This window comes from Bradyrhizobium sp. 157 (genome assembly GCF_023073815.1).
Taxonomy (GTDB): Bacteria; Pseudomonadota; Alphaproteobacteria; order Rhizobiales; family Xanthobacteraceae; genus Bradyrhizobium.
On the sequence record NZ_JADPKF010000065.1, the window covers coordinates 135,047 to 153,032 of the forward strand.

At 62.8% G+C, this 17,986-nt stretch carries 15 protein-coding genes; 6 read left to right on the top strand and 9 right to left on the bottom strand.

Going from position 1 to position 17,986, the window contains the following annotated elements; translation table 11 throughout:
• Positions 1-9: 9 nt before the first annotated feature.
• The gene (locus IVA95_RS14305; RefSeq protein ID WP_247511050.1) at positions 10-984 is read left to right on the top strand and encodes a type II secretion system F family protein; all 975 of its coding nucleotides are present in this window, start codon (positions 10-12) and stop codon (positions 982-984) included.
• Between the two features lie 200 nt (positions 985-1,184).
• Here IVA95_RS14305 and IVA95_RS14310 read toward each other — a convergent pair whose 3' ends face one another.
• Positions 1,185-2,021: a tetratricopeptide repeat protein gene (locus IVA95_RS14310; protein ID WP_247511051.1), complete on the bottom strand. Its 837-nt coding sequence runs from the start codon at positions 2,019-2,021 to the stop codon at positions 1,185-1,187.
• A 130-nt stretch (positions 2,022-2,151) separates the two neighbouring features.
• Between IVA95_RS14310 and IVA95_RS14315 the strand changes: the two genes are divergently transcribed.
• Positions 2,152-3,534: a leucyl aminopeptidase family protein gene (locus IVA95_RS14315; RefSeq protein WP_247511052.1), complete on the top strand. Its 1,383-nt coding sequence runs from the start codon at positions 2,152-2,154 to the stop codon at positions 3,532-3,534.
• Positions 3,527-4,369 (top strand): NlpC/P60 family protein, encoded by an 843-nt coding sequence (locus IVA95_RS14320; protein WP_247511053.1) that lies wholly within the window; start codon positions 3,527-3,529, stop codon positions 4,367-4,369. The genes IVA95_RS14315 and IVA95_RS14320 overlap by 8 nt, the downstream gene beginning before the upstream one ends.
• Before the next feature lie 151 nt (positions 4,370-4,520).
• On the opposite strand, the gene IVA95_RS14325 is transcribed toward IVA95_RS14320, so the two are convergent.
• From IVA95_RS14325 to IVA95_RS14350, 6 genes are all read right to left on the bottom strand, one after another.
• Positions 4,521-6,146 (bottom strand): ABC transporter ATP-binding protein, encoded by a 1,626-nt coding sequence (locus IVA95_RS14325; RefSeq protein ID WP_247511054.1) that lies wholly within the window; start codon positions 6,144-6,146, stop codon positions 4,521-4,523.
• A gap of 6 nt (positions 6,147-6,152) precedes the next feature.
• Positions 6,153-7,331 carry an ABC transporter permease gene (locus IVA95_RS14330; RefSeq protein WP_213248550.1) on the bottom strand — a complete coding sequence of 393 codons (1,179 nt, stop codon included), beginning with the start codon at positions 7,329-7,331 and terminating at the stop codon, positions 6,153-6,155.
• Entirely contained in the window at positions 7,331-8,443 is a 1,113-nt protein-coding gene (locus IVA95_RS14335) for a microcin C ABC transporter permease YejB (protein ID WP_213248552.1), read from the bottom strand. The genes IVA95_RS14330 and IVA95_RS14335 overlap by 1 nt, the downstream gene beginning before the upstream one ends.
• Positions 8,443-10,326 carry an extracellular solute-binding protein gene (locus IVA95_RS14340; RefSeq protein WP_247511055.1) on the bottom strand — a complete coding sequence of 628 codons (1,884 nt, stop codon included), beginning with the start codon at positions 10,324-10,326 and terminating at the stop codon, positions 8,443-8,445. The genes IVA95_RS14335 and IVA95_RS14340 overlap by 1 nt, the downstream gene beginning before the upstream one ends.
• Positions 10,327-10,340: 14 nt before the next feature.
• Entirely contained in the window at positions 10,341-12,236 is a 1,896-nt protein-coding gene (locus IVA95_RS14345; protein WP_247511056.1) for an extracellular solute-binding protein, read from the bottom strand.
• A 286-nt stretch (positions 12,237-12,522) separates the two neighbouring features.
• Complete coding sequence (locus IVA95_RS14350) at positions 12,523-13,074, bottom strand: cytochrome c family protein (RefSeq protein WP_247511057.1); 552 nt, start codon at positions 13,072-13,074, stop codon at positions 12,523-12,525.
• Positions 13,075-13,274: 200 nt separating this feature from the next.
• On the opposite strand from IVA95_RS14350, the gene IVA95_RS14355 reads away from it, so the two are divergent.
• Both IVA95_RS14355 and IVA95_RS14360 read left to right on the top strand, forming a co-directional pair.
• Positions 13,275-14,015, top strand: a complete 741-nt coding sequence (locus IVA95_RS14355; RefSeq protein ID WP_213248560.1) for a 3-deoxy-manno-octulosonate cytidylyltransferase — start codon at positions 13,275-13,277, stop codon at positions 14,013-14,015.
• A 34-nt stretch (positions 14,016-14,049) separates the two neighbouring features.
• Positions 14,050-14,910: a prephenate dehydratase gene (locus tag IVA95_RS14360; protein WP_247511058.1), complete on the top strand. Its 861-nt coding sequence runs from the start codon at positions 14,050-14,052 to the stop codon at positions 14,908-14,910.
• Positions 14,911-15,182: 272 nt separating this feature from the next.
• Here IVA95_RS14360 and IVA95_RS14365 read toward each other — a convergent pair whose 3' ends face one another.
• The gene (locus tag IVA95_RS14365) at positions 15,183-15,533 is read right to left on the bottom strand and encodes a hypothetical protein (RefSeq protein WP_247511059.1); all 351 of its coding nucleotides are present in this window, start codon (positions 15,531-15,533) and stop codon (positions 15,183-15,185) included.
• A 138-nt stretch (positions 15,534-15,671) separates the two neighbouring features.
• Complete coding sequence (locus IVA95_RS14370; RefSeq protein WP_247511060.1) at positions 15,672-16,691, bottom strand: LLM class flavin-dependent oxidoreductase; 1,020 nt, start codon at positions 16,689-16,691, stop codon at positions 15,672-15,674.
• Between the two features lie 378 nt (positions 16,692-17,069).
• Between IVA95_RS14370 and metF the strand changes: the two genes are divergently transcribed.
• Positions 17,070-17,984 carry a methylenetetrahydrofolate reductase [NAD(P)H] gene (gene metF / locus IVA95_RS14375; RefSeq protein ID WP_247511061.1) on the top strand — a complete coding sequence of 305 codons (915 nt, stop codon included), beginning with the start codon at positions 17,070-17,072 and terminating at the stop codon, positions 17,982-17,984.
• Positions 17,985-17,986 lie beyond the last annotated feature (2 nt).

A 17,986-nucleotide genomic window follows, 5' to 3' on the forward strand; every position in this document is an offset into this window, starting at 1 on the left:
GGTGCGGCCATGATTGATTTTCTGATCACCAAGATGCACGACGCGCGGTTCATGACCATGCTGCTTGCCGCCATCGCGGCGAGTGCGACCGCCTATACGCTGATCATGCCGCTGTTTGCCGGCGAAGGACTCGCCAAGCGCATGAAGGCGGTCGCCAACGAGCGCGAACGGCTTCGTCAGCGCGAGCGCGACCGCCTCAACAAATCGGAGAAAGTGTCGCTGCGCCAGACTCCGAAGCAACTTGTTTCCAAGGTTGTGGAAGACCTGAACCTGACCAAATGGCTGGCGCAGGAGGCCGCGCGTGACAAGCTGATCATGGCCGGCTACCGCGGCCACGCGCCGTACGTCACTTTCCTGTTTGCCCGCGCGGTGACGCCGGTCGTGCTGTTTCTCGGCGCGGCCTTCTACGTGTTCGTGATCACCAACATGGACAAGTCATTGACGGTCAAGCTCGGCATCTGCATCGGCGCCGCCTATCTCGGGCTGCAGGCGCCGATGCTGTTCCTGAAGAACGCCATCAGCAAGCGCCAACTCTCCATCAAGCGCGCCTTTCCCGATGCGCTCGACCTCCTGCTGATCTGCATCGAATCCGGCATGTCGGTCGAAGTCGCCTTCCGCAAGGTCTCCACCGAGATCGCCTCGCAATCGATCGCGCTGTCGGAGGAATTCGCCCTGACCACGGCGGAATTGTCCTACCTGCAGGATCGCAAGGTGGCCTACGAGAACCTCGCCAAGCGCACCGGCCTCGAGGGCGTGAAATCGGTTTGTCTGGCGCTGATGCAGTCGGAACGCTACGGCACGCCGCTCGGCCAGAGCCTGCGCGTGATGGCGCAGGAAAACCGCGACATGCGGATGACCGAGGCCGAGAAGAAGGCGGCGGCGCTGCCGCCGAAATTGACCGTGCCGATGATCCTGTTCTTCCTGCCCTGCCTGTTCATCGTCATTCTCGGACCGACCTACATCAAGATCCAGGCGTTGCCGTGAGGCCGCGGCGCGGCGCCATTCGGCCGTCGTCGGTCGTGCGGCCGGCCCGCCCGGCGAACTCTTCGCAAGCCGAAAGCAGGCGAGGCATCACGCCGACGCCTGCTCGATGACGGTTAGCTTCGGAACGTCAGATCGGGCTTCGCGCGTTGAACTCCGGCGGAACAAGTCACCCGCATTGGCAGCGACGATGGCGGCGATGCTCAGTCCGGCCGGTTGAGGGCGGCGACCGGGACGGTCGCCTTGTTGCCGGCAGGGCGCGAATGGTCCTTGTCCTTGCGGCTCAGCATTTCCCGCAAGTAAGCCACGTTGGCAGCCGCCTCGTCGGCGGGCAGATCGCCCTTGGCGATGGTCTCGGCTTCGGCGAAACGGCCCTGCAAGCCGACGACGAGCGCGAGGTTCTGCCGCACCCTTGCGTCGGCACGCGGATTGGAATAGGCGCGCCGCAGCGTTTCCTCGGCTTGCGGCAGCTCCCGCGTCAGCATGTAGGAGAGGCCGAAATTGGACAGCACCGACGGCTCTTCCGGCACGATCTTCAGCGCACTCGCGTAATAGCGGCGGGCCTCTTCGTGCTTGCCCATCTTGTCGAGCGTGGTGCCCTGCACCGAGAGGATGCGCCAGTCGGGATTGGCGGGCGTATGGGCGCGGCTGAGCACGTCGAAGGCAGCCTGCGAATTGCCGTTGTCGGCGAGCGCGCGGCCGTAAGCAGCGAGCAGCGTCTTGTTGCCGGGATGGGCGATGGTGGCCTGTTCGAGCACGGCAGCGGCCTGCGCTCGCTGGCCGGTGGCGCGGAGCGCCTGGCCATATCCCAGCGCCGCCTCGGCATCCTTGGGATTGGCGCGGTAGCGCTCGCCATAGACCTCGGCCGCGCGGCGCGGATCTTCGGGGGCGGCTTGGGCCTTGGTTGAGGACGAATCCAGTGATCCCGTGATATCGGACATGGTCTTGCAGCCGCCGAGGCCCGCGGCCAAAACCGCGGTTACCGCGGCTGAGGTCAGGAACCGGGCGATAGACCCGGCGTGGCTGGACGATCGACGCATAGCACTTCAACTCATGGGAATGGCGGGACAAATAGAGCCGAACGAGTCAGCAATAGACTGTTAACCCTAACGGCCGGTTAATCGGCCGTGCTATGCCTGCCAGACACGCCCATCCCCTCACGAGACAAGCATGCAATCGCCGTTCGAGACCGCACCTATCGCCCCCGCCATTCCGATTACCTTCGCCACTAAAACGACCTGGAGCGCGATCGCCAAAGACCTTCCCGAACCGGCCCGGCAGTTTGCGCTCGCCAATGATTTTACCGCCAAGCCCGGCAAGTGCCTGACGCTGCCCGCCCCCGACGGGAAGATTGCGCAGGTCGTGTTCGGGCTTGATGAAGAGACCGCCAGGTCGCGCGACCTGTTCCGGCCCGGCGCGCTGCCTGGCCTGCTGCCGCCGGGCGTCTATCGCTTCGCCAACGCGTCGCACGATCTGCGGCTTGCGACGCTCGCCTTTGCGCTGGGGAGCTACCGCTTCCGCCGCTACCGCAAAGCCGAAAAAGCCAAGGTCCGGCTGGTGCCGCCCGACGGCGTGGATATCATCGACATCGCGCGGATGGCGGAAGCGGCGGCGCTGGCGCGCGACCTGATCAATACGCCGTCGAACGACATGGGGCCGGAGCAATTGGCGGAAGCCGCGAAAGCATTGGCGGCGCGTTTCGGCGCCAGCTTCGACTGCACCGTAGGCGACGAACTCGTGAAGCAGAATTTTCCGCTGATCCACGCGGTCGGCATGGCCTCGGCGCGCGCCCCGCGCCTGATCGACTTGAGCTGGGGCGATCCCTCCCATCCCAAAGTGACGCTGGTCGGCAAGGGCGTCTGCTTCGACACCGGCGGGCTCGACATAAAATCATCCAGCGGCATGCTGATCATGAAAAAGGACATGGGCGGCGCCGCCAACGTGTTGGCGCTGGCGCAGATGGTGATGGACGCGAAACTCAAAGTGCGGCTGCGCGTCCTGATCCCCGCGGTCGAGAATGCGGTCGCCGGCAACGCCTTCCGTCCGCTCGACATCTTCAAGTCGCGCAAGGGACTTAACGTGGAGATCGGCAATACCGACGCCGAGGGACGGCTGGTGCTGGCGGATGCGCTGGCCTTGGCGGACGAAGACAAGCCGGATCTGTTGATTGATCTGGGCACACTGACCGGCGCGGCGCGGGTGGCGCTGGGACCGGATTTACCGCCCTTTTACACCCATGACGAGACGCTCGCCGAAAGCGTCGCAGAACATGCAAAGCGGGAGAACGATCCGTTGTGGCGAATGCCGCTGTGGCCGCCCTATGATTCGTGGTTGGATTCGAAGGTCGCCGACATCAACAACGCGCCGTCGGGCGGCTTTGCCGGCTCGATCACCTGCGCATTGTTCCTGCAGCGCTTCGTCACCGATGCCAAGAGCTGGCTGCATGTCGATATCTACGGCTGGACGCCTTCGGCAAAACCCGCGCGTCCCGAAGGCGGCGAATGCCAGGCCGCACGCGCGATCTACAAACTGTTGAGCGAACGCTATGGATGATCCGCGCCTGACGCCGGCACGACCCGACCTCGCCGCGAAATATCTCGAAGGCAAGGTGAAGGCCGCGCGCTATGTCTCCGGCGACGAATTTTGCGTGTCTGAGGCCATCGCGCCGCTGTGGGAGCGACCGGCTGCGGGCGCCATGATGCTGACGCAGGCGCTGAAGGGCGAACGCGTCACGATCTACGACCGCAATGGCGAAGGGTTTGCGTGGGGCCAACTCGCGAGCGACGGCTATGTCGGCTGGATTCCGGATGCAGCGCTGGCAAAACCTGCGGCCGCACCGACGCACAAGGTCACGGCGCTGCGGACGTTCGCGTTTCCGGGTCCCTCGATCAAGCTGCCGCCGGTCGAGACGCTGGCGACGGGAGCAAGAATGACGGTCATACGCGAAGACGGCGCGTTCGCCATTACAAGCGACGGCTGGTATCTGCCGCGCCACCATGTCGGCAGCCTCGATGCCGTGGAAAAGGATTTCGTCGCGGTTGCCGAACGCTTCATCGGTACGCCCTATCTCTGGGGCGGCAAGAGTTCGCTCGGCATCGATTGCTCCGGCCTTGTCCAGGTATCGCTGAGCGCCGCCGGCATCGGCTGTCCGCGCGACAGCGACATGCAAGAGGCAAGCCTCGGCCGGACGTTGAGTCCTGCCGAGATGACAAAACTGCAGCGCGGCGATCTGATCTTCTGGAAGGGCCACGTCGCGATCGTTCGCGACGCCGACAGCGTCGTGCATGCCAACGCGCACCACATGGCAACGGTGATCGAGAACACGCAGGAGGCCATTGCGCGGATCAAAGCCGTCGGCAGCGAGGTTACGGCGATCAAGCGGCTATAGCCGAGAGTTCCGCCGTCATCACCCGCGAAAGCGGGTGATCCAGTGCTCCGAGACCGTTGTGAGTGAATCGAGAGGCCGCGGCGTACTGGATGCCCCGCCGGAGCCTGTCATCGGCGCGCATTCGCGCGACCCGTTGGCGGGGCATGACAGGCTATAGGTCCGGAACCGCCTCGATCCGGAACGCCGCAGCGAACAGCGCGCGCGTGTAGTCGCTCTTCGGATTCTTGAACAGCTCCGCGGCGGGCCCCTCCTCCACCACCTTGCCGTGACGCATCACGATCAGATGGCTCGCCAGCGAGGCCACGACGCGCAGATCGTGCGAGATGAACATGTAGGTGAGATCGCGCTTGCGCTGCAGTTCGCGCAGGAGATCGACCATCTGCGCCTGGAACAGCATGTCGAGCGCGCTCGTCGGCTCGTCCAGCACAACGAAATTCGGCTCCAGCACCGCCGCGCGCGCGATCGAGATGCGCTGGCGCTGACCGCCGGAAAATTCATGCGGATAGCGGAAGCGCGTCGCTGGATCGAGGCCGACGTCCTGGAGCGCCTTGACGACACGCGCCTCGCGCTCTTCATACGACAGGGAACGCTGATGCACGCTCAAGCCTTCGGCGACGATGTCGCCGACCGACATGCGCGGGCTCAGCGCGCCGAACGGATCCTGAAACACGATCTGCATGTCGCGTCGGAACGGCAGCATGGCCTTGAAGCGCAGGCCCTGGATGTTGTTGCCGAGGAACACGATTGGGCCGTCGGAGGAAATCAGCCGGAGCAGCGCGAGACCCAGTGTTGTCTTGCCCGAGCCGGATTCGCCAACGACGCCGAGCGTCTCGCCCTTGCGGACCGCGACGCTGACGCCGTCGACCGCCTTGATGTAGCCGACGGTCGAGCGCAACAGCCCTCGCTTGATCGGAAACCAGACCTTGAGATTGTCGGCCGACATCACCACCGGCTCGTTGGGCCGCGGCGGCGCCGGATCGGGCTTGGGCTCGGCCGCGAGCAGCGCGCGGGTATAGGCATGTTTCGGCGCGGTGAATACCTCCTCGACCGGGCCCTGCTCGACGATCTTGCCCGAGTTCATCACGCAGACCACGTCGGCAATGCGGCGGACGATGCCGAGGTCGTGGGTGATGAACAACATGCTCATGCCGAGGCGGGACCTGATCTCGGCGAGCAGCGCCAAGATCTGGGCCTGCACCGTGACGTCGAGCGCAGTGGTCGGCTCGTCCGCGATCAGAAGGTCCGGCTCGTTGGCGAGCGCCATCGCGATCATGACGCGCTGGCGCTGGCCGCCGGACAATTGATGCGGATAGCTTTGCAGCCTCGTTTCCGGATCGGGAATGCCGACCTGCGTCAACAGTTCGAGCGTCCGCGCCCGCGCCATCGATCCGCTGATACCTCTATGCAGCGAGAGGATTTCGCCAATCTGCGCCTCGATGGTGTGGAGCGGATTGAGCGAGGTCATCGGCTCCTGAAAAATGATCGAGATGTCGTTGCCGCGGATTTCGCGCATCTCGCGTTCCGAGGCATTGAGCAGCTCGCGACTCTTGAAATGGATGGTGCCGGAGGGGTGCGACGCGGTCGGATAGGGCAGCAGTCTTAGCACCGACAGCGCGCTGACCGATTTGCCGGAACCGGACTCGCCGACCAGGGCCACGCACTCGCCGCGCTTGATGGAAAACGAGACGCGGTCGACCGCAATCGTGGCGCCGCTCGGCTGGTGAAACGCCACCGAGAGATCGCGCACATCGAGCAAAGGCTGGTTGACGGCGTCCATCATGCTCTACCGGAACGTCTTGCGCGGATCGAAGGCGTCGCGCACGCCCTCGCCGATGAAGATCAAAAGCGACAGCATGATCGCGACCGAGAAGAAGCCGGTGAAGCCGAGCCACGGCGCCTGCACGTTGGACTTGCCCTGCGACAGCAGCTCGCCGAGCGAGGGCGAACCCGGCGGCAGGCCGAAGCCGAGGAAGTCGAGCGCGGTCAGCGTCATCACCGAGGACGACACGATGAACGGCAGGAAGGTCATGGTCGCTACCATCGCGTTCGGCAGCAGATGCCGGAACATGATCACGCCATTGGAGACGCCGAGCGCACGCGCCGCCTGGATGTATTCGAAATTGCGCCCACGCAAGAATTCCGCGCGAACCAGGCCAACCAGCGAGGTCCAGGAGAACAGCAGGAGAATGCCGAGCAGTACGAAGAAGCCGGGCACCAGCACCGATGACAGGATCAGCAGCAGATAGAGCGAGGGAATCGCGCTCCAGATTTCGATGATGCGCTGGAAGATCAGATCGGTCCAGCCGCCGAAATAGCCCTGCACGCCGCCGGCGATGACGCCGATGATCGAGGACAGGATGGTCAGCGTCAGGCCGAACAGCACCGAGATGCGAAAACCGTAGATCAGTCGCGCCACCACGTCGCGGCCCTGGTCGTCGGTACCGAGCCAGTTGTATTCGAGGTCGCTGCAGCTCTTCAGGCCCTTCTTCTCCACCACGGGCTTGCACTGCTCTTCCGTCAGCATCCACGTCGGCTTCGACGGCGCCGGCGTCGGCAAATCGAGATTGTGGGTGGAGTAGGAATAGCGGATCAAAGGCCAGATGATGGTGCCGCCCTTTTCGGCGATCAGCTTTTGCAAATAGGGATCGCGGTAGTCGGCCGCGGTTTCGAAATCGCCGCCGAAAGTGGTCTCGGAATAGCTGACAAACGCCGGCCAATACAGCTTTCCGTCATACTTGATAAGGAACGGCCGATCGTTGGCGATCAGCTCGGCAAACAGCGAGATCACAAACAGCGCAAGGAATATCCAGAGCGACCAGTAGCCGCGGCGGTTCGCCTTGAAGTTCTGCCAGCGCCGGCGGTTCAGCGGCGATGGCGCGAACGCGTGCTGCGTGGCCGGAACGACGTCGCCAAGCGGCGACCGCGCGGTGGTTTCGACCGGTTGTGGAGCGAGCAGCGCCATCAGACTTCCCTCGCCTCAAAATCGATCCGGGGATCGATCCACATGTAGGCGAGGTCGGAGATCAGACCCACCACAAGGCCCACGAGGGAGAAGATGAACAGCGTGCCGAACACGACCGGATAGTCGCGGTTGAGCACGCTCTCGAAGCCGAGCAGCCCGAGCCCGTCGAGCGAGAAGATGGTCTCGATCAGCAGCGAGCCGGAGAAGAAGGCGCCAATGAACGCACCGGGAAAGCCTGCGACCACGATCAGCATGGCATTGCGGAAGATGTGGCCGTAAAGCACCTGCCGCTCGCTGCAGCCCTTTGCGCGCGCGGTCATCACGTATTGCTTGCGGATCTCGTCAAGGAACGAGTTCTTGGTCAGTAGCGTCATGGTGGCGAAGGCACCGAGACCCATCGCGATCAAAGGCAGCGTGAGGTGCCAGAAGTAGTCGATGATCTTCCAGTACCAGGGGAATTGCGACCAGCCGTCCGAGGTCAATCCGCGCAGCGGGAACCAATTGAAGAATGAACCGCCGGCAAACAGGATGATCAGCAGGATCGCGAACAGGAAACCGGGGATCGCAAAGCCGACGATGATAGCGGCAGAAGTCCAGGTATCAAATCGCGTTCCGTCCGCCACCGCCTTGCGGATGCCGAGCGGGATCGAGATCAAATAGGTCAGCAGCGTCAACCAGAGGCCGAGCGATATCGAGACCGGCAGCTTCTCCTTGATCAGCTGCAACACGGTGGTGTCGCGAAAGTAGCTCTTGCCGAAATCGAAGCGGGCGAAATTCCATACCATCAGCGCAAAGCGCTCATGCGCCGGCTTGTCGAAGCCGAACTGCTTTTCCAGGTTCTTGATGAAATCCGGATCGAGCCCCTGTGCGCCGCGGTACTTCGAATTGACAGCATCGGCGGAGGCGCCCGCCTGGGGCGTACGGCCGGCGAAGTCACCGGTGGAAGAGCCTGAGATGCGGGAGGAGCCGCCGGTATCGGCGCCGGAAAGCTGCGCGATCACGCGTTCGACCGGGCCGCCCGGCGCGAACTGCACGACCACGAAGGAGATGAAGAGGATGCCGAGCAACGTCGGAAACATCAACAGGATGCGGCGGGCGATATAGGCGGTCATTATTGCTTCGCCTGCTCGAGTTTGCCGGCCTTGGCGGCGTCATACCACCAGATAACGCGCTCGCCGGACCCCGATGCATCGATCTGATAACGCGGCAGGTTCTTCGGACGATCGAACACGTCCCAGTAAGCCAGCCGATGCGTCTTGTTGTACCACTGCGGCACCCAGTAGCGCCCGGCGCGGAAAACGCGGTCGAAGGCATGGCAGGCAATCGTCAGCTCGGCGCGGTTATCCGCCGCAATGATCTTTTCGATCAGCGCGTCGATGGCAGGGCTCTCAATACCCGCGAGATTGTACGAGCCCTTGGTCTTGGCGGCGTGCGAGGAGAAGAAGGCGCGCATTGCGTCGCCCGGCGTCGTCGATATCGAGAAGCGCGTGATCGTCATGTCGAAATCGAAATCTTCCACCCTCGCGCGGTACTGCACGGCATCGACCATGCGCGGGCTCGCCTCGATGCCGAGCGTTCCCAAATTTTTGATATAGGGCGCATGATGCGGATTCAGCGAGGGCTCATCGTACAGGAATTCGATGCGAAACACTTCGCCACTCGGCGTCATCCGCTTGCCGTCCTTGATGACGAAGCCGGCTTCATTGAGCAATTGCTGCGCCTTGCGCAGCATGTTGCGGTCTTGCCCCGAGCCGTCCGAAACTGGGGGCACGTAGGGCTGGCCGAACACTTCGTCGGGCACCTGCCCGCGGAATGGCTCGAGCAGCTTCAGCTCGTCCGGCGAGGGCGGCCCCTTCGCCATCATGTCCGAATTCTGGAACGGCGAATGCGTCCGCGCATAAGCGTCGTACATGATGGTCTTGTTGGTCCACTCGAAATCGAAGGCGTTGATCAGCGCCTCGCGTACGCGGGGATCCCTGAACTTGTCGCGGCGGGTATTGATGAACCAACCCTGCGCGCCGGACGGCCTTTCGTCCGGTACCTGCTCGCGCTTGACGCGGCCGTCCTTGATGGCGGGGAAGTCGTAACGCGTCGCCCAGATGCGCGCGGTGAACTCTTCGCGGAACAGATAATTTTTGCCGGTAAAGCCTTCGAAGGCAACGTCGCGGTCGCGATAGAATTCGTAGCGGACCACATCGTAATTGTAATAACCGCGGCAGACCGGGAGATTCGCACCCCACCAGTCCTTGACGCGCTCGTATTCGATGTAGCGGTTGACCTCGAACTTGCCGACCTTGTAGGGCCCCGAGCCCAGCGGCGTGTCCAGTGTCGATTCGTCGAAGGGCCGCGTCTCATAGTATTTCTTCGAGAAGATCGGCAGGCCCGCGACGTAGAGCGGCACGTCGCGCGCCCGCTTCTCGGCGAAGGTGACGATCACGGTCGCATCGTCGAGCGCCTCGGCGCCCTTGACGTCACGCATCTGGACCTGAATTAGCGGATGGCCCTTGGCCTTCAGCGTGTTGATGGACCAGGCGACGTCATGCGCCGTGATTCTCGAGCCGTCATGAAACTTGGCCTCGGGGCGCAGCGTGAAATGGTAGATCAGCTTGTCCGGCGAAATTCGCACCGACTTGGCGACGAGCCCGTACATCGCATCCGGCTCGTCGCCGGCCCGCACCATCAGCGCTGAGAAGGTCAGGTCCATGCCCTGCGCGCCCTCGCCCTTGAGGATGTAGGCGTTGAGCGAATTGAAGGTGTGGTAGGACTGATTGTAGGAGCGCGTCGAGGGAATGGTCGAAAACACACCGCCCTTGGGCGCTGCGACATTCACATAGTCGAAATTCTTGAAGTCGGCGGGATACTTGAGATCACCGAATGCCGAGATGCCGTGCACCTCGGCGCCATTCTCTTCGGCGGCGCGGGCGGGCCCGAGCACGAGCACACTTAGCGCGCCTGCACCAAGGCCGAGGACGTGCCGGCGGGAAAATGGCGCCATGCGCGAAAAATCCTTCAAGAGCGCTTGCCGATCTTGGCTGCTTTATCGGCATCGTACCACCACAGCGATGGGAAGCCCGACTGACCGTATTTCGGCAATTCGGACGGCCTGCCGAAGCGATCCCACCGCGCGGTACGGACCTTGGGATAGTTCCACTGCGGCACGACGTAGTGATTCCAAAGCAGCACGCGGTCGAGCGCCCTGGTCGCGGCAACAAGGTCATCCCGGCCCTTCGCATAGATCAGCCGCTCGATCAATTTGTCGACCGCGGGATTCTTGATGCCGATGATGTTGCGCGAGCCGGCCATGTCTGCCGCCTGCGAGCCCCAATATTCACGCTGCTCATTTCCGGGCGACAACGATTCCGGCCACGACGAGACCACCACATCGAAATCCCAGCTACGAAGCCGGTTTTCATACTGCGTCGGATCGATCGTGCGCACGCTGACAGCAATACCTAGCCGCTCCAGAGAAGGTTTGAAAAACAGCATGACGCGTTCGAAGGTCGGGTCTGCGCCGAGCAATTCGAGCGTAAATTGCGCGCCCGTCTTGCTATCCACCAGCTTGCGCTCGCGCACCTCATAGCCGGCTTCCTTCAGCAAGCGCAGCGCCTCACGAAGGTTTTCACGAACCGCTTCAGGACTGCCGCCGACGGGATTGATATAGGGCTTCGTGAATACCTCGGGCGGCACTTCCGCGCGGACGGCTTCGAGTATTTCCAGCTCCCTGCCTTCAGGCAGGCCGCTTGAAGCCAGTTCAGTGCCATCGAAATAGCTGCTGATGCGCTTGTACTGACCGAAGAAGATCTGCTTGTTCATTTCCTCGAAGTCGAATGCATAATTCAGCGCACGTCGAACCCGCGGATCCCTAAACTGGTCACGCCGGATATTCAGCGCAAACGCCTGCATAATTCCGGAGCTGCGGTTTGGAAATTCCTCAAGCAGCACGCGCTTGTCATGGACGGCCGGAAAGTCGTAGGCCGTGGCCCAGTTCTTGGCGCTGTTTTCGGTACGCCAATCGACCTGGTCGCCCTTGAACGCCTCAAGCGCGACCGTAGAGTCCCGGAAATATTCCAGGCGCAGTTCGTCGAAATTATTGCGGCCGACATTCGTGCTGGAATCGCGTCCCCAATGGTCCTTCACCCGCTCCAGCGTTATCGTCCTTCCCGGTACGAACTCCTTGATGCGGTAGGGGCCTGAGCCCAGCGGCTTCTCCAGCGTTGTCGCAGCGATATCGCGCTTGCGACCCTCGCTGTCGGTGCCCTCCCACCAATGCTTCGGCAAAATCGTGAGTTGTCCGACAATCTGCGGGAGCTCTCGATTGCCTGGCGCATCGAAGCTGAACTTTATGTCGCGATCACCGACCTTTTCAGCTTTCACCACATGGCGGTAGTAAGCCGAGTACTGCGGATGATGTTGCTTGAACGCATTGAGCGAGAAGATAACGTCGTCAGGCGTGACAGGCTTTCCGTCATGCCATTTCGCCTCTCTTCTGAGACGATAGGTGACCCAGGAGAAATCCTCGGGATGGCTGACGGCTTCGGCTAGCTCGCCGTACTCGGTCGAAACCTCATCCAGCGACTGCGTCATGAGCGATTCGTAAATCAGCTGAACGCCGCCTGCGAGCGCCCCTTTGACGCCGGCAACCACAAGATTGAAGTTGTCAAACGTCCCGATCTGGATCTGACGTACGGTGCCGCCCTTCGGGGCCTCTGGATTGACGTAGTCGAAGTGCTTGAAGCCGGCAGGGTATTTGATTTCGCCGAACAGCGACAGGCCATGCCGAAAGACCGGTTCGCCCGCGCCCGATTGTGCGTGAGCCGGCGAAATTTCAGGGATGCCTAGCCCCAATGCGGGTGCCATAGCGGCGACTGCGCTGCCCTGGAGAAGATGTCGTCGGGTAATGGCCAAATGCAGAATTCCTGTTGCTGACGCCAGTATCCGTTGTTTCGAAGTCCGCCGCCCCTGCCACGAACGACGCAAACAACAAGGCCGAGCTAGTGAGGACCCAATATAAGGCAAGGGTTCGACGAATTACGTTGCTTTTTCCTCATGATAGCAGCTTGGGAACACCGCCGCTGCGGCGAAAAGTCCCGGTAACAACTCCGATCACGACAATGCGATCCCTCATATGCAAACGGCCAGGCAATGCCTGGCCGTGATGTCGTGGCGAAGTCCCTGCAGGACTGACGAAATATTAATTCGCCGCCGTCGGAAGCGGAGCCGGGTTGTCCGAGAGGCTGCGTAGATAGGCGATCACGTCGGCGCGCTCGCTGTCCTTCGGGATACCGGCAAAGCCCATCGCCGTGCCTGGAACGAAGGCCTTGGGGTTAGCGAGGAACTTGTTGAGGTCGTCATAGGTCCAGGTGCCACCCTTGGCCTTCAAGGCGGCCGAGAAGTTGAACCCCCCGCGGCCCTGACCCTTCGGCTCGTTCAAGACACCGTACAAATTGGGGCCGACGCGGTTGGGGCCGCCCTTCTCAAACGTGTGGCAGGCGACGCATTTCTTGGCGGCGGCTGTGCCCTTCTCGACCGAAGCGGTCTGCAACAGCTTCTCGATCGGCTCGGACGGCGCGGCGGCTTCCTTGGCTCCACCAGCCTGCGTGTCTTCCTTCACGGCAATCTCGAGGCCCGGCTTTTCCGGCTTCACGGGCGCGAAAATCGCCTCCGCAGCAAAGTTGGTCACCAGGAGAAGAAGGCAGGTACCGAGGACGGCGCCGAGAATTTTGTTAAGTTCGAAGGAGTCCATAACGGGATCAGGCTCCAGGCCGGAAAGGTCGACTGAAGGCCGGCAAAACGGCCGCGGGTGGCGTGAGGAATCAGCCTTTCGCGCCGCACCCTCAGCAGGGCCTGAGATATCGGTTTGCCCGGGCTCTGGCAACCCGTATAAACGCGCCGAATTTCGTCCCATCCCCATCAAAACCAGCTATCCCGCCGGGCCTTCAGACGATGACCGATTCCCGTATTTTGGTGCTGATTCCCGCCCGGATGGCGGCGACCCGGCTACCGGGCAAGCCGCTGCTGGATATCGCCGGCCTGCCCATGATCGTGCACGTGCTGCGGCGGGCGGAAGAAGCCAAAATCGGCCGAGTGGCAGTCGCCACCGACACGCCGGAGATCGCCGACGCGGTGAGGGCCGCCGGCGGCGAGGCGGTGATGACCCGTGCCTCCCATCCCTCCGGCTCCGACCGGATTCACGAGGCCATGCAGACGCTGGATCCGTCCGGCCGGGCCGAGATCGTGGTCAATTTGCAGGGCGATTTCCCGACGATCGCGCCAGACACCATCCGCGCCGCGCTGCCGCCGCTCGACGACCCCGCGGTCGACATCGCGACGCTGGCCTCGCAGATCCACACCGAGGAGGAAGACCGGGCGCCGAGCGTGGTGAAGGCGGTCGGCTCACCGATCGGTCCAAACCGGCTGCGCGCGCTCTATTTCACCCGCGCCACCGCGCCTCACGGTGACGGACCGCGCTACCACCATATCGGCCTTTATGCCTACCGCCGCGCCGCGCTGGAGCGGTTCGTGACCCTACCCCCCTCGCCGCTGGAGCAGCAGGAAAAACTCGAACAGCTACGCGCGCTGGAATCCGGGATGCGGATCGACATCACCATCGTCGATAGCGTGCCGCGCGGCGTCGATACCCCGGCCGACCTCGAAACCGCCCGCCGCATACTGGCAAATAGCTGAACGGCTGCTAAAAGGCCCGCCAGAGAAACGAGACATGACCAAAAAGCTCAAAATCGCATTCCAGGGCGAGCCTGGCGCCAATTCCCATATCGCCATCGTCGAAGCCTATCCGGAAGCCGAGCCGTTGCCCTGCGCGACCTTCGAGGACGCGCTGTCGGCGATCGCCTCGGGCGAGGCTGATCTCGGCATGATCCCGATCGAGAATTCGGTGGCGGGGCGCGTCGCCGACATCCATCATTTGCTGCCGGCGTCCGGCCTGTTCATCGTCGGGGAATGGTTCTTGCCGGTCCGCCATCAATTGATGGCGCCGAAGGGGACAAAACTCTCCGACATCAAGACGGTGGAGAGCCACGTTCACGCGCTCGGCCAGTGCCGGCGCATCATCCGCAAGCTCGGCATCAAGCCGATCGTCGCCGCCGATACCGCCGGCAGCGCGCGCGACGTTTCCGAACGCAAGGACAAGAGCGTCGCCGCCATCGCGTCACGGCTGGCGGCGCAGATCTACGGGCTCGATATTCTTGCCGAGGACGTCGAGGACGAGGCCCACAACACCACCCGCTTCGTGGTGCTGGCACGCGAGGCCGACTGGGCGAGACAAGGCTCGGGCCCGCTGGTCACCACTTTTGTTTTCCGGGTGCGCAACCTGCCCGCCGCGCTTTACAAGGCGCTCGGCGGCTTTGCCACCAACGGCGTCAACATGACCAAGCTCGAAAGCTACATGATCGACGGCAATTTCTTTGCCACGCAATTCTATGCCGACGTCGACGGCCATCCCGACGATAAGGGCCTCGCCTTTGCGCTCGAGGAACTGAAATTCTTCTCGCGCGAATTCCGCATCGTCGGCGTCTATCCGGCGCATCCGTTCCGCGCGACGTTCAGCGAGAAGCTGGATTAGTCTCTCGCGTCCCGGACGCGGTGCAGCGCTTGGCGCTGCTCCGCAGAGCCGGGACCTATCTCACCGCGGATACTGGGCCCCGGCTCTGCAGCGCACCACGCCGCAAGCGCGGCGCGCTGCGCTGCGTCCGGGGAACGGAGAGCGGTTAGGCCGCCACTTTCTTGTTCGGCCCAAGGAGCGGAGCAGCCAGATCGGCTAAAGCTCTAAGCGGATACGGATATTATGAAAGCGGTACTCGCGGCGTTATCAGCCGGCGTACGGCCCCTCTCCGATCACCACCGGCCGTTCCAGCCCCACCCTGGACGCGGACCCCACACGGGGCGCGGACCCCACCCTGGCCGCGGGCCCCAAACTGGCCCGCCCCAAGCATAGGCGCCGCGCCATCCCGGACGCCACACCGGGCGCGGGCCCCAACCGCCATAGACGCCCCATCTCGGACCAGGACGCCACCAGCAGCGACCCCAAGCGTTGCAGACCCAGCGGACCTGCTCGACATCAGTGGCTTGGCGCGAGATCTGGTCGGCATGCGGAAGCCCGTTCGGCATCGCGGCGGAAGCTGAGCCGACGGCGAGCATAACGCCGCCGAGGGCGGCCAATCCGACAACTGCAGATTTCAGTTCCATGGTTTGTCTCCCTTGGCTGGAGACTTCAACAATTTCTCTGACAACGCTTGGTTGCTTCTGAGGCTCGAACAAACGCAGGTATGCAGATCAGGAATGCTCAAAGAATGAGATATAGATTCGCAGAAAAGTCATCACGATCTAGGCGGCGACTTTCTTGCTCAGCCCGAACGCATCGGCCAAGAGACCATATGACTTCTTGCGTGCATCGTGATCGTAGACGGCGGTGATGATCATCAACTCGTCCGGCTGGCTGGCCGTAATCATCGGCTGCAGCTTCGCCATGATGGTCGCCGGGCTGCCGACGAACAGCCGTGAGCGGTTACGCATGACCGAGGCGCGCTCGGCGTCGGAGTAGTCATAGGCCAGCGCTTCCTCGACGCTGGGCAGCGGCAAATATTGGCCGCGGTCGCGGCGCAGCCGGTTGAGGTCCATGGACGAAGCGAGCCTTTCGGCTTCCGTATCGGTTTCGGCGGCGACCGCTGCGACGGCGAGAATGCCGTGCGGGGTCTCCCGCCAGCCGGACGGCTTGAAGTGGCTGCGGTAGTTCGTCATCGCCGCGATCGCGTCATAGGACGCGAAATGATGGGCGAATGCGAAGCCCATGCCGACCTGCGCCGCCAATTCCGAACTGTAGTCGGAGGAGCCGAGCAGCCAGATCGGCGGCAGCGGCGTATCGTCCGGCATCGCCACGACGCTGTTGTAGGGATGGCCGGCGGGAAAGCCGCGGGTCTCCCACAACACCAGTTCGCTCAGCCGTTCGAGAAAATCGTCGCCCTCGCGCCGATCGAGCCGGCTGCGCAGCGCATGCGCGGTCGCGCCATCGGTGCCGGGCGCGCGGCCGAGGCCGAGATCGATGCGGCCGGGAAACAGCGCCTCCAACATCTTGAAGCGCTCGGCCACAACCAGCGGCGCATGGTTGGGCAGCATCACGCCACCGGAGCCGACGCGGATGTTTTTGGTCACCGCGGCGATCTGCCCGATCATCAAATCAGGCGCGGGGCTCGCCACCGACGCCAGATTGTGGTGCTCAGCGAGCCAGTAGCGGACATAGCCGAGCCCATCGACGTGGCGCGCCAGGTCGATGCTGTTCTGCAGCGCCGCGGCGGGTTTTGTGCCGGTGGTGACGACGGAGAGGTCGAGGACGGAAAGCGGGATCATGGCGCTAAACTAGTGCGGCAACCGGAGGCGACAAAGGCCTGGCCGGCGCAGAGCAGGCCCGCGCTTGTGGGGAAAGAGCGCCACATCCCAGCGCTGGAGTGGGACGAAATGTGACAAATTCGCTATTGTTTACCGTTGCCCACCAGTAAATATATCCGCAGGAGATAATCATTTTCCAGACTTATTGTATTTACTGGGTAAATTTCCGCCAACGCAGCCCAACTACACCTTCAGCTAAGGCATAGTTTCATATATCTTGCAAAGATTGGGCTATTTCCCATCTCGAATGGGCTGTTTGGTCAGCCCTGTTTCGCTTATTTTAGCTCCTCGTCGCTACGGCTGACGTCCGCCCATAGTTTCGGAGCTTTGTGAAGTGCCATGACCGAGGTTACGCCCCCCGTTTTGGACGGCCATCGCGCGCTGCATTCGCCAAAGATCTCCTTTGAGTTCTTTCCGCCCAAGACCGAAGAGATGGAGCGGAGCTTGTGGGAGACCATCAACCGGCTGGCGCCGCTCGCGCCCAATTTCGTCTCGGTGACCTATGGCGCCGGCGGATCGACCCGCGAGCGGACCCATTCGACCATTGCCCGCATCCTGAAAGAGACGCGCCTAACGCCTGCCGCGCACCTGACCTGCGTCGGCGCGCCGAAGGGCGAGATCGACGACGTGGTGGCGCGCTATCACGAGATCGGCGTCCGCCACATCGTAGCGCTGCGCGGCGATCCAACCACCGGCATCGGCACTGCCTATCACGCGCATCCGGACGGCTATCAAAGTTCGCCCGACCTGATCGCAGGCATCAAGAAGCGCTTTCCCGATATCGAAATCTCGGTGTCCGCCTATCCGGAGAAACATCCGGAGAGCCCGACGATCGACGCCGATATCGATACACTAAAGGCAAAGGTCGACGCCGGCGCGGCGCGGGCCATCACCCAGGTGTTCTTCGATAACGACCTCTACTTCCGCTATCTCGACCGCGTCCGCGCCCGCGGCATCGACATCCCGGTCGTCCCCGGCATCATGCCCATGCACAATTTCAAGCAGGCGCGCAGCTTTGTGACCCGCGCCGGCACGACCGTGCCGGACTGGCTGGCGGACAAGTTCGAGGGACTCGACGACGACGCCGAGACGCGCAAGCTGGTGGCCGCCACCGTCGCCGCCGGCCAGGTGCACAAGCTCGCCAAGCACGGCGTCGACACCTTTCACTTCTACACCATGAACCGCGCGGACCTCGTGTTCGCGATCAGCCATTTGCTGGGCATTCGCCCCAATGGCGCACAGAAAGCCGCCTGATC